This is a genomic window from Flavobacterium sp. FlaQc-52, assembly GCF_044007495.1.
Taxonomy (GTDB): Bacteria; Bacteroidota; Bacteroidia; order Flavobacteriales; family Flavobacteriaceae; genus Flavobacterium; species Flavobacterium cupriresistens.
The window spans coordinates 49,997-63,492 of record NZ_JBIPCV010000007.1 but is presented as its reverse complement, the minus strand read 5'-3'; the positions used below and the strand labels follow the sequence as shown (position 1 = coordinate 63,492).

8 protein-coding genes are annotated in these 13,496 nt (G+C 34.7%); 5 read left to right on the top strand and 3 right to left on the bottom strand.

The annotated features are described in order from the left end of the window. Position 1 precedes the first annotated feature (1 nt). The gene (tsaD, locus tag ACHRV5_RS13495; protein WP_230002464.1) at positions 2-1,024 is read right to left on the bottom strand and encodes a tRNA (adenosine(37)-N6)-threonylcarbamoyltransferase complex transferase subunit TsaD; all 1,023 of its coding nucleotides are present in this window, start codon (positions 1,022-1,024) and stop codon (positions 2-4) included. 204 nt (positions 1,025-1,228) lie between these two features. Here tsaD and ACHRV5_RS13490 point away from each other — a divergent pair, with 204 nt between their 5' ends. The 5 genes from ACHRV5_RS13490 (at position 1,229) to ACHRV5_RS13470 (ending at position 9,838) form a co-directional block, all read left to right on the top strand. After that, a complete protein-coding gene (locus tag ACHRV5_RS13490; RefSeq protein ID WP_395427095.1) occupies positions 1,229-5,716 on the top strand; it encodes a translocation/assembly module TamB domain-containing protein in 4,488 nt (1,495 codons plus the stop codon). A gap of 682 nt (positions 5,717-6,398) precedes the next feature. Further along, positions 6,399-7,385, top strand: coding sequence for a 6-phosphofructokinase (pfkA, locus tag ACHRV5_RS13485; RefSeq protein WP_047773389.1), 987 nt, complete (start codon positions 6,399-6,401; stop codon positions 7,383-7,385). A gap of 83 nt (positions 7,386-7,468) precedes the next feature. After that, positions 7,469-8,473 (top strand): type I glyceraldehyde-3-phosphate dehydrogenase, encoded by a 1,005-nt coding sequence (gene gap, locus ACHRV5_RS13480; protein WP_395427094.1) that lies wholly within the window; start codon positions 7,469-7,471, stop codon positions 8,471-8,473. Positions 8,474-8,604: 131 nt separating this feature from the next. Continuing rightward, positions 8,605-9,456 carry an N-acetylglucosamine kinase gene (locus tag ACHRV5_RS13475; protein ID WP_230002462.1) on the top strand — a complete coding sequence of 284 codons (852 nt, stop codon included), beginning with the start codon at positions 8,605-8,607 and terminating at the stop codon, positions 9,454-9,456. 10 nt (positions 9,457-9,466) lie between these two features. After that, positions 9,467-9,838, top strand: coding sequence for a methylglyoxal synthase (locus ACHRV5_RS13470; protein WP_047773384.1), 372 nt, complete (start codon positions 9,467-9,469; stop codon positions 9,836-9,838). Between the two features lie 449 nt (positions 9,839-10,287). Here the strand turns inward: ACHRV5_RS13470 and ACHRV5_RS13465 are convergent, their stop codons facing one another. Both ACHRV5_RS13465 and ACHRV5_RS13460 read right to left on the bottom strand, forming a co-directional pair. Beyond that, positions 10,288-10,668 carry a RidA family protein gene (locus ACHRV5_RS13465; protein ID WP_047773382.1) on the bottom strand — a complete coding sequence of 127 codons (381 nt, stop codon included), beginning with the start codon at positions 10,666-10,668 and terminating at the stop codon, positions 10,288-10,290. An 86-nt stretch (positions 10,669-10,754) separates the two neighbouring features. Next, positions 10,755-13,472, bottom strand: coding sequence for a putative LPS assembly protein LptD (locus ACHRV5_RS13460; protein WP_395427093.1), 2,718 nt, complete (start codon positions 13,470-13,472; stop codon positions 10,755-10,757). Positions 13,473-13,496: the final 24 nt, after the last annotated feature.

Genomic DNA, 13,496 nt, shown 5'->3' with positions numbered 1-13,496 from the left:
ATTAAAATTGAATTCGCGCTTTTGAAACGACAGCAGAAGTTTCAAAACGATTTGATAAATATTTTTGATAGCCTACAATCCCAATCATTGCGGCATTATCTGTGGTGTATTCAAATTTTGGTACAAAAGTTTTCCAGCCATATTTGCCTTCACTTTCTTTTAATCGGGTTCTGATACCTGAATTTGCCGAAACACCGCCACCAATTGCGATTTGTGTGATTCCGGTTTCTTTAACGGCTAATTTTAATTTGTCCATTAAAATTTCGATAATCGTATATTGTATAGAAGCACAAATGTCGTTTAGATTTTCTTCAATGAAATTTGGATTTTCTAATTTTTTCTTCTGAATAAAGTATAGAATGGCCGTTTTTAATCCCGAGAAACTAAAATCCAGTCCCGGAACTTTTGGTTTTGTAAACGCAAAAGCTTTCGGGTTGCCTAATTGGGCATATTTATCGATAAGTGGTCCACCCGGATAAGGAAGTCCAAGGATTTTGGCGCTCTTGTCAAAAGCTTCTCCCACCGCGTCGTCTGTGGTTTCGCCAATGATTTCCATGTCAAAGAAACCGTTTACTTTTACAATTTGTGTATGTCCGCCACTAATCGTTAAAGCCAGGAAGGGAAAATCGGGTTTATCAAAACCTTCTTCGTCTATAAAATGCGCTAAAATATGAGCATGCATGTGATTTACAGCGATTAGCGGAATTTGTAAAGCAAGTGATAACGATTTGCTAAAAGAACTTCCCACCAAAAGAGACCCCATCAGACCAGGTCCCTGGGTAAATGCAATGGCGGTTAACTGTTCTTTTTGTACATTTGCCTTGCGAAGTGCAGCGTCAATTACTGGAACAATATTTTGTTGATGTGCTCTTGAGGCCAGCTCAGGAACTACACCACCATATTGATTGTGAATTAGCTGATTGGCAACAACATTGGAGAGTACTTTATCGTTATGTAAAACTGCAGCAGCAGTATCATCGCAGGAACTTTCGATGGCAAGAATAAAAACCTCTGAATTTTGCATATAAAGGCACGAATTTTGGATTATATTTGACAAATCAAATTTCTAAATTTCTTTGATTGCAGTAAACGCCAAAATTAAAGAAATTTTATCAAAACAGCCGTCCTTTGTCTGTTCAAAATAAAATTAAAAGAAAACTAAAATTATAGAGCTATCAGAAAAGTAAAGAAAATAATATCACGAACCCTAATTGGGTTAATTTTACTTTTGTTGGCTCTTGCTATAACACTGTCTTTGCCTGTCGTTCAGACAAAAATTGCAAAGTATATTACAGAATCGCTCAACGCCGATTTTAAAACTAAAATAAGTGTAGAAAAAGTAGCAATCAATATTTTTGGAGGCGTCAAACTTAAAAAAGTTCTTATTCTGGATCATCATAATAAGACTTTAATCTATTCGGATCTCATTAATACAGATATTGTAAGCATAAAAAGAGTACTCGACGGCGATCTGATTTTTGGCGATCTGCGTTTAACGGGATTAATTTTTAACCTGAAAACGTACAAAGGCGAAGACGAAAATAATATTAATAAGTTTGTTAAATTGTTTGAAACAGGCAAGCCCTCTACATCGACCAAACACTTTTTGTTGACCGCTAAAAATGCCTATATCTCCAGGGGTAATTTTTCTGTAATAGACGAGAATAAAAAAACACCTAAATTTCTTGATTTTAAAAAGCTTAACGCTTACATAAGTGATTTTAAACTGTATGGACCTGATGTAAATACAACGATTCACCGGTTTTCATTTTTGGATCATCGTGGTTTGTATGTTTCTAATTTTGCCGGAAAATTTAGTTACACCAAAAAGCAAATAAAGGTCGAGAATCTGGCTATAAAAACCAAAAGATCTTCTATTTACGGTCAGGCGATATTGAATTATAAGATAGAAGACTTTTTGCATTTTACAGATAAAGTAAAGTTTGATGTTGCACTGGATTCTGCTTCGATTGCGACCAATGATATTCGTTATTTTTATGATGGACTGGGTAAAAACCAACATTTTAAAATTAAAACTAAAATAAAGGGTACCTTAAATAATTTGAATCTAAGACGCTTAAGACTTAGCGATACCAACGGTTCAAGAATTGTTGGAACAATCAATTTCAGAAATCTTGTCGGAAGCGAAAATCAAAAGTTTTCTATGGATGGAAAATTTGATAAGCTGCTTTCGAGTTATGATGATCTGGTTGTTTTATTGCCGGGTGTTTTAGGGACCAAACTTCCGAAAGAAATTCAGAGATTGGGCAGATTTAATATGGTGGGGAAAGCTAAAGTTTCGACTACGGCCTTGGAAACTGATTTTAAAATGACAACCGATTTAGGAAACGGTCAAATCGATTTGCATATGAATAATATGGATTTTATTGACAAAGCCTCTTATTCGGGAAATATTATACTTGATAATTTTGATGTTGGAACTTTATTACAGCGAAAAGATATTGGCAGAACCACATTAAACTTAGATGTTGACGGAGTTGGTTTTACCGAGAAGTACCTCAATACAATCGTAAAGGGAGATATTGCTAAATTAGATTATAATAAGTACACCTATAATAATATTGTCGTAAACGGTAATTTTAAATTGCCATACTATAAAGGACAGGTCTCTATTAATGATCCGAATGTAAGTCTGACATTTGATGGTTTGGTTGATTTAAGCAAACGAGAAAGCAAATATGATTTTCATATCAATGTTGAAAATGCCGATTTACGAAAGTTGAAATTTGTAAAAGATTCCATTTCTCATTTTTCCGGTGATGCAATTGTCGAATTGACGGGAAATTCTATTGAGAATCTTCAGGGGAATGTTTATATCAAAGATGCGGTATATAAAAATCCAAAATCGACTTATGTTTTTGATGAAATAACGGTAAATTCTAATTTTGATAAAGACCGATTGCGAACTATTAACATCAACTCGTCGGATGTTGTTAATGGAGAAATCGTGGGTAAATTTCAGTTTAAAGAACTGGATAAACTGGTCATGAATTCTGTGGGAAGTCTTTATACCAATTACAAACCTTATAAAGTCAAAAAAGGACAGTTTTTGAGATTCAATTTGCATGTCTATAATAAGGTAGTCGAAATGTTGTATCCTGAAATTGAAATTGACTCCTCAACAGTTTTACGTGGGAAAATTGATTCCGATTTAAATGAATTCAAATTTAAATTCAATTCTCAAAAGATTACTGCGGCAAAAAATACATTTGATAATATCAGAATCAATGTCGATAACAAAAATCAACTTTACAATGCCTATGTAGAGTTAGACAGTATTAAGACACCTTATTATAAAGTACGTGATTTTAGTTTGATTAATGTTACGGCAAATGATACGCTGTTTGTTCGTTCCGAGTTTAAAGGGGGAGATAAGGGGGAGGATTATTTTAATATGAATCTCTATCATACCATAGATAAAGACAAGAACAATATTGTAGGGATTCATAAGTCAGAGATGAAATTCAAAGACTATTTGTGGTATTTAAATGAAGATGCTGAAAAAGACAATCAGATCGTTTTTGATAAAGAATTTAAAAACTTTAAGATCGATAATATTGTTTTGTCTCACGAAGATCAGAAAATTGATTTAAATGGGGTTTTAAAAGGAAAAGATTATAAAGACATTGTGCTGAATTTTGAGGATGTTGATATTAATAAAATTACACCTTTCAATTCGAAGTTTGTGTTTAACGGTAATCTGAATGGAAGCGTTAATTATAAGCAGAATAAAGATGTCTATCAGCCGACGGCCTCTATTGTAATTGATCATCTTAATTTAAATAAAATTGATTTAGGAACTTTAAATTTTGATATCGCAGGAGATGAAAGTTTTAAAAAGTTTACGATAAATTCGTCCATACAAAATGGTTTTACAGAATCGTTTAAAGCAGACGGAAATTTTTCTGTAGAGAATAAGGAAACTTTTTTAGACATGAATCTAAAACTCGAAGGTTTTAATCTGGCTACTCTGGGAACAGTCGGCGGCGAAGTTCTGTCGAATGTAAGAGGAACGGTCTCGGGAAATGCAGCGGTTGTCGGAAATCTGAAGAAACCCGAAATCAATGGAAGGTTATATGTTGAAAAAGCCGGTATGACTATTCCGTATCTCAATACAGATTATGAGTTGGGTGATCGTACTGTTATTGATTTAACGGATGAAAAGTTTTTGTTTCGAAATAATCAGCTGACCGATACAAAATACAAAACCAAAGGACTGTTGAATGGTAGTATTGAGCATCATAATTTTGGTGATTGGAAATTAGATTTGAACATTTCGTCCAAGCGATTGCTGGCACTTGATACAAAAGATAGTGAGGATGCGGCCTATTTTGGTACGGCCTTTATTAATGGTACGGCAAGCATTAAAGGTCCGACAGAAAGTTTGTTTATTAAAGTCGCTGCCAAATCAGAAAAAGGAACGCAGGTTAAGATTCCGATTAATAATGCGCAGAGTGTTGGCGAAAGCAGTTTTATTCACTTTGTAACGCCGCAAGAAAAATATAATCTGGAGAATGGGATAGCCGAAAAGACAAAAAATTACGGCGGTCTTGAATTAGAATTTGACTTTGATATCACACCCGACGCCGAAGTCGAGGTAATCTTGGACAGAAATTCGGGGCATGGTATGAAAGGGAAAGGATATGGATCGCTATTGTTTAAGATTAATACATTAGGTAAATTTAATATGTGGGGAGATTTCCAGGCGTATGAAGGAACCTATAATTTTAAATACGGTGGTTTAATCGATAAAAAATTCGCCGTTAAAAAAGGAGGATCCATTATTTGGGAGGGTAACCCGCTAAAAGCCCAGTTAAATTTGGAAGCCGTTTATAGAACGTCTGCCAATCCTGCTGTATTACTGGAAAATTCTTCTTTCAATAAAAAAGTACCGGTTGAAGTAGTCATTGGTTTAAGAGGAGATTTAACAAGTCCGGAGCCTAATTTTGATATACAATTTCCATCGGTAAGCAGTGTTTTAAAATCGGAGATACAATACAAATTAGATGACAAAGACGTACGCCAGACACAAGCATTGTATCTATTGTCGACCGGTTCGTTTATGAGTGCAGATGGATTTAATCAAAGTGATTTGTCGGGAACATTTGCTGAAACTGCTGCCAGTTTGTTGGGTGGAATTATAAAATCAGATAATGATAAATTCAATATCGATTTGAATTTTATTTCTGCCGATAAGCGATTAGGGCAGGAGGCAGACGGTCAGTTTGTGGCTAATATTACGTCTCAGGTCAACGAAAGAATTACGATTAATGGTAAGGTTGGAGTTCCGGTTGGAGGTGTTAATGAATCGGCTATTGTTGGTGATATTGAAATTCTATACCGTGTTAATGAAGATGGAACGATGAATCTGCGATTGTTTAATAAAGAAAACGACATCAATTATATAGGACAAGGAATTGGTTATACCCAGGGAGTCGGTATTTCGTACGAAGTCGATTTTGATACTTTTAGTGAATTGGTCAATAAAATATTCAAAAGCCATAAATTAGAAAGAGCTTTAAAAAACAATACAGATGATTTACAGGATTCGTATTTAAATCCGGATTTTATGAAATTTTCAAACAAAAAAGATGCCGATAAGAATAAAAAGAAATCGGATAAAAAAGAAGAAGAAAAGCCGCAACCAACAAATAATAACAATCAGGGACTAATACCTGATAATGATGATTTTTAAGTTTGTGTTAAAAATATCCTATAGAAAACCATTACGTCGTGTAATGGTTTTTTTATGCTTAAATTTAGGGGTTAAGAGTTTGTTTCGCTATTGATTTTTAAACGGTTATTTCTCGCAAAGACGCAAGGTCGCCAAGTTTCTATTCTGATTTTTTAACTTTGCGACTCTGCGTCTTTGCGAGATTTTTTTAAAGGGAAGTTGCAAAGGTGCAGAGGGACAAAGGAACAAAGGTTGGAAAAAGGGAGCAAAACAACTTTGCGGTTTTGTGGTTAGTATATTTAGCTAAATACCGATTTTCTATTATATGAAATTTCTATTTTGTACGGCTGTCATCCTGAGCGAAGTCGAAGGCTGGTCAAGTTAATAAGGGCTTCGACTTCGCTCAGCCAGACAAATGGAAAACCATCATGTCATTTAATGGTTTTTTTATGCTTAAAATTAGAGATAAAACCTTTTTTGAAGCTATTTCTTAAAATCGACAGTTTTGTAACAGTTCATTATTGTATTGTTAATTTTAGAGATTTAATTAAAAAAAGAGACTTTTATTATTTTTAATGAATTTTTTCATATCAAAAAACTTATTAACGAAAACGTTTGAATTTAACATATTTTATTAATTTATTACAATCATAACCCGAAAAGTGGTGAATGTTTGCTAATTTTACACTTTAATACTTAAATAATGCCAAAAACAATAAAAAAAGTAGGTGTTCTAACCTCAGGAGGTGACTCACCAGGAATGAATGCCGCAATACGATCAGTTGTTCGAACATGTGCTTATCATAATATAGAATGCATAGGAATTTATAGAGGGTATCAAGGAATGATCGAAGGAGATTTCAAAGAAATGGGCCCTCGAAGTGTAAATAATATTGTAAACAAGGGAGGAACGATCTTAAAATCGGCTCGTTCTGTGGATTTTAGAACGCCGGAAGGCAGAAAAAAAGCACACGAAAATCTTGTAAAATCCGGAGTTGATGCTTTGGTTGTCATAGGTGGCGATGGAAGTTTTACCGGAGCATTACTTTTTAATACAGAATTTGGTTTTCCTGTAATGGGAATTCCGGGTACAATTGATAACGATATTTTTGGAACCAGTTTTACTTTAGGGTACGACACGGCTTTAAATACAGTTGTGGATTGTATTGATAAAATTAGAGATACTGCCAGTTCACATAACCGATTGTTTTTTGTAGAGGTTATGGGTAGAGATGCAGGTCATATTGCTCTTAATGCCGGAATTGGAGCCGGTGCAGAAGAAATTCTTATTCCTGAAGAAGATTTAGGTCTAGAGCGACTACTTGATTCTCTTCAAAAAAGTAAAGCTTCAGGAAAATCATCCAGTATAGTAGTTATTGCGGAAGGCGATAAAATTGGTAAAAACGTATTCGAATTAAAAGATTACGTTGAAGCTAATTTACCTGAATATGATGTAAGAGTATCCGTTTTAGGGCATATGCAACGTGGTGGTTCTCCATCTTGTTTTGACAGGGTTTTAGCAAGCCGCTTGGGAGTAAAAGCGGTGGAGTCTTTAATCGAAGGAAAATCAAATTACATGGTTGGATTGCAACATGACAAGGTTACTTTGACACCTCTGGAACAAGCAATTAAAGGGAAATCTGAAATTGATAGAGAGTTACTGAGAGTGTCTGATATCATGTCGACATAAAAAAATAAGTGAGAAAGAAATGAAGTTTATTGTGAGGAAATTAGACTTTAAATTAGCGTAATAAAAAACAAAAATTAAGTAAAATGTCAAAAGTAAAATTAGGAATAAACGGATTTGGACGTATTGGAAGAATCGTTTTCAGAGAATCTTTCAACAGAGATAATGTAGAAGTAGTTGCAATCAATGACTTATTAGATGTAGATCATTTAGCTTATTTATTGAAATATGATTCAGTTCACGGTCGTTTCAACGGAACTGTAGAAGTAAAAGAAGGAAAACTATACGTAAACGGAAGAAATATCCGTATTACTGCCGAAAGAGAACCAGCAAACCTGAAATGGAATGAGGTTGATGTAGATGTAGTGGCAGAATGTACCGGTTTCTTTACAACTCTTGAAACAGCAAATGCACATATCACAGGTGGTGCTAAAAAAGTAATCATTTCTGCTCCGTCTGCAGATGCTCCGATGTTTGTAATGGGAGTAAATCACGAAACGGCAAAAGCATCTGATACAGTTGTTTCGAATGCATCTTGTACGACAAACTGTTTAGCTCCTTTAGCTAAAGTTATTCACGATAATTTCGAAATTGTTGAAGGTTTAATGACTACGGTTCACGCAACAACTTCAACTCAAATGACTGCAGATGGTCCGTCAAGAAAAGACTGGAGAGGTGGACGTGCAGCTTCAATAAATATCATCCCTTCTTCTACCGGTGCAGCAAAAGCAGTAGGAAAAGTAATTCCTGCTTTGAACGGAAAATTAACTGGTATGTCTTTCCGTGTTCCAACGGCTGACGTTTCTGTAGTTGATTTAACGGTAAAAGTAGCTAAAGAAACTACTTACGAAGAAATTATGGCTGTTTTGAAAAAAGCATCTGAAACTACTATGAAAGGTATTTTAGGTTATACAGAAGATGCAGTTGTGTCTCAGGATTTTATTTCTGATTCAAGAACATCTATCGTTGATGCTACTGCCGGAATTGGTTTGAATTCAAGCTTCTTCAAATTGGTATCTTGGTACGATAATGAGTACGGATATTCTAGTAAATTAATTGATTTATCTGTGCATATTGCAGGTTTAAAATAATAAATCCTATTTTTGCAAAATCCCGTTATGTCAAAGTAACGGGATTTTGTTATATTGTTATTTCTTTAATTAATGTAGAAAGCACACTTTTTTAATTGTTTGAAGAAAAACTAATCCAAAAACTAAATAAAATGAAATTAATAGTTGATAGTGGATCTACTAAAGCCGATTGGATTGCAATTGATGATAATGGAAAAGTATTATTCACAACACAAACCCTGGGGTTAAACCCTGAAATTCTTGACGGTCCGGAAGTTATTGCCAGAATAAGCGATCGTTTTGATATTTTGCAAAACAAAAAAAATGCTACACATTTGTTCTTCTATGGAGCAGGTTGTGGAACGGAAAGAATGCAATCAGAATTATCGCGAATTTTTCGTGAGTTTTTTGAAAATGCAATTGTTGAAGTTCACGAAGATACCTATGCAGCGGTTTATGCAACTACTCCAAAAGGAGAATCTGCTATTGTAAGTATTCTGGGAACAGGTTCTAACTGCAGCTATTTTGATGGAAAAGTATTGCATCAGAAAGTACAATCTCTAGGGTATATTGCTATGGATGATTGTAGTGGAAATGTTTTCGGAAAAGAACTGATCAGGAAATATTATTTTAATAAAATGCCTAAAGATTTGGCGATTGAATTTGAAAAAGAATATAATTTGGAACCTGATTTTATCAAAAATAAATTATACAAAGAACCTAATCCAAACGCGTATTTAGCGACTTTTGCTAAGTTCTTAATCAAACATAAAGACACTGAGTTTTGCAGAAAAATCATTTTTAAAGGAATGAAATCGTTTGTTAAAAACTATATTAAACAATTCGATAACTGTAAAGAAGTGCCGGTACACTTTGTTGGTTCAATAGCTTTTTACTTAAAAGACGAATTGCAGGAAACATTTAATAAATATGAACTTCAGCTAGGTAACGTATTAAGAAGACCAATCGACGGATTGATTGCGTATCACGTTGCTAACCAATAGTTCTGTATTTATGGAGATCGCAATAATTGCACACGATGGAAAAAAAGCAGACATGGTTCAGTTTTTAAATAAAAATAAGAATCTTTTGCTTCGGGAAAATATAAAACTAATTGCAACCGGAACAACGGGAGGCAAAGCAGAAAAGGCTGGATTTAAAGTCCGAAAAATGCTTTCAGGTCCAATGGGAGGTGATGCCCAGATCGCAGCGAGAGTTGCCGAGGGTAAAACGCAGCTTGTTTTCTTTTTTAAAGACCCATTAGCAAGTCATGCACATGAAGTGGATATTAATATGTTGATTCGGGTTTGTGATGTACATAACGTGCCATTGGCGACAAATGAAGCTACAGCGCAATTGTTGTTAAATGCGGTTACATTGCTATAGTTTCTCTAACATAAAAGAATAGTGCAAAATTTATTTGCCATAGGAACCGTTTCATTTGTGAGGCGGTTTTTTTATGCTTTGACTTGTAATAAATCAAGTCCAAAAGATGCGGGGATGTAAATTTCGCAGAGTCGCAAAATCGCAAATTTTTAAGGAAAAAGCAGCAAAAAAGGCTTTGATACTGCGTTCCATTTAGAGTAACCCAAAGTAATAAAGCAGAAAAGACAAGGATAAAGCTTAAAAGTAACAAGAAAAAACTTTGCGGCTTGGCGTCTTTGCGAGATTATCAAAGCGAGGAGCTGGAAAATAGGAACTTAAAAAGCTGTGATAAAAAAGTATAAGACCTGCTACTTCTGAAAAAAGAGAATAGAAAAAACAACTATTTCTGGTTGGAGTATACCATGTGCCGCTGGTTATAAATAAAGCAACGGCACAATTGTTATTGATTGTTATTGCACAGCAATTATAGAAATTTCTACATTAACATTTTTTGGCAAACAAGCTACCTGAACTGTTTCACGAGCCGGAGCGGTTTTTTCGTTGAAATAAGAACCGTAAACCGTATTTATTGCAGCAAAATTATTCATGTCCATAATAAAGATAGTAGCTTTCACTACGTTCTCGAAAGTCATGTCAGCTGCTTCTAAAATAGCGGCAATGTTTTGCATAACCTGCTCAGTCTCGTCATTGATATTCGCAGTAATCAGTTCTCCTGAAGCAGGATTGATTGCGATCTGACCAGAAGCATAAAGAGTGTTTCCTGATAATACGGCCTGATTGTAAGGACCGATTGGAGCTGGTGCTTTTTCAGTAAAAATTATTTTTTTCATAGTAGTTGATTTTAAATGCTGAAAAGAGATTTTTTGAGAAAGCTATTCCTGAGTAATAGTCTTGCAGCGTCTCTTTAAATATGATTTTATCGGGTCGAAACGCTTCGTTTGTTCCATTTGATATCACTAAGAACACCTGATTTAATTCCGATGAAGAAATTCCAGTTTGCATTATCTCCAAGTGGATTCCAGTTGAATGCCATTCTCCAGCTTAATAAATCTCTTTCAAAACGGAATTGAGTAAACGTAACTCCTTTTTGTACAAAATCGTAACCCGTAGAAACTCCACCTTTCCATTTAGGGGTAATGTCCATATTGGCAGAAATCATGATAGAGTTTCCGCTAATTTTGTTTTCACGATTGGCATTCGTATAGGTTAAGGAGTACGCTAGTGTCATGTCCCACGGAATTTTCGACTTAAAAAATTCGGTAATTACATTTTCTCCATCGTCTTTTTCGTTTGCAAATTGGCTGTTTCTACTATCATTTAGATCCGTATTGGTACCAAATAAATTATCTTTACGACCACCATTCCGTTCACTTTGCTGGTTTTCTTCTTTTCCACCCTTGTTACTGAACGAATAATTCATCGTTACATTTGCACTGGTCATTCTGAATAAGCTTCCGCCATTGTCAATATTAAAAGTGTTTATTTTGGTTCCGGAGTTGTCTATAGCATAAGGATCAAGAGTAGCTCCAAAATTGACATTCATTTTATTATCAAAAAATTGTGTTCCACCACTTACAAGTACTGGTTGCCAAGCCAAAACCTGTTTTCCGTCGGCATTAAAGTTGTAACTGGTGCTGAAGTTTAAGTTGTTTAACAGCATGATTTTTTTAGCTTCTGTCTTCGTGCTGTCTTTGTCTCTTACTTTGGCTTCAAAAGTATTGCTTAAAGAGAATCCTACTATATTAGAATTGTCTTTAGATGGCGCACCGTAAACACCATTGTCAAATCGGCTGTATTGAGTGGTAATAAGACCGGAAGCATCAACAGCATAACTGTCATAGTATTTTTCGAAACTTGGGGTGTAAGCGTAAGTTATCGAAGGACGCATGACGTGACGAATCGATTGAATTTTTTTATCTGCACCAAAGTTAAATGTTCCGTAAATGGTTGTTCCTAAGTTTGTACTGAAATTATAAGTTCTGAATGAGTCAAAACCATTAACGGTTTTATCTACAACTTTACTTTGGCTTGTATCGTAACTTTTATCAATTGTTTTGGTTACCCAAGTTTCCTGATAGTTGGTAGAGGCACCGGCACTAAAATATTTAAATAACTTAAAGTTAGTGCTTAAAGGGATGCTATGTTGCATACCGATCTTGGCATCTCTGAACATTTGCGGTTTAAAAAACAAAGAATCCGTTGTTACGATTTCATTTTTACCACTTAAGTTGTATTGTAAATTGATGTTTTTAATGAATCCTTTTTTCACGCCATCTTTTCCAACAAAAGGATATACACGATCCACACTTGCCTGTAAAGTAGGTAATGTCATGTTGATTTGTTCCGTTTGAGTATTCTGAGAGTGTGTAGCTGTCAACGAAAGACGAGCTTGCGGAATCGTATTAAAGGTTTTGTTGTAGGAGATCGATGAACTTAAGGTATTGTTCAGATTCGATCCAACGTTGGCCTGATTTATCGATTGTTTGAAGTATTTACTACTTCCCATGTTTACAGAAGCAGAAAATGTTGAATTTGGGTTTGATTTAGTGTCTTTTGAATGGGACCACTGAATGTTGTAAATGTTTTGTTTCGAATAATCAGGGTAACCTCTCTCGCTGTTTATTAAATTTTCAAAACGTACATTTATATTTCCTCTGTACTTGTATCTTGTGGCATATGCCGATTCGAAACGCATAGCATAACTCCCGTTGGTGTAATAATCTCCTAAAACCGTTAAGTCGTAATTATCGCTTAAAGCAAAATAATACCCCATGTTTTGGAGCGAAAATCCACGAGTATTGGAATCATTGTAACTTGGTATAATAATCCCCGAAACACTTTTTTCCTGACTCATCGGGAAATAGGCAAAAGGTAAGGCCAATGGAGTAGGTACGTCAGCAATAACCATATTGGTTAAACCTGTAATTACTTTTTTACCCGGAATAAACTTTACTTTACTGGTTTGGAAATAATACTCTGGGTTATCGATGTCTTTAGAAGTTGTAAAACGAGCTTTTTTCAAGAAATAAACAGAATCATTTTCTTTTTTGGTAATGGCCGCTTTTACTTTAAACTCTCCTTGTTCTGTTCTGGAATTGAAGATTAAAGCCTTTTTAGTTTTAAAATTAAATCGGATTGAATCGGGCTGTACTTCACTTGCGCCTTGTTTGAAGTTCGGATATTGTGTCAAAACTCCCGCAGAATCTTTTATTCTTCCGGCATATACTTCATCCTTATCGTAATTCAGTACAATTATACCGGCTTTCAGTTCAACATCTTTGTAGTATAATTCGGCTTCGTTAAAAAGCGTAATGGTTTTCTTTTTTTGGTCAATCTTGGCATAATCCTTAGCAACATACCTTACTTTGCCATCTAAAAAAGCCTTTTTAGGTTTTACAGTATCTAATTTAATAGTGTCTGTAACGACTGCATTAGGTTTTTCTGTTTTTTTCTCGGTTTTAGTTGCTTGTTTTACAGCTGGTAACGAGTTTTTTTTTGATTTTATCTCTTGGGAATATAGATTACCACATCCTAATGTTAGGAAAAATGATATTAAAACGATATTAAATAAGTTTGTATGCAAAGGTTTAAATGCTATTTTTGTAAAAGTATGGCTTGTTTTTTGACGTGTCAAACTTACATATAATTTTTTGTCAAA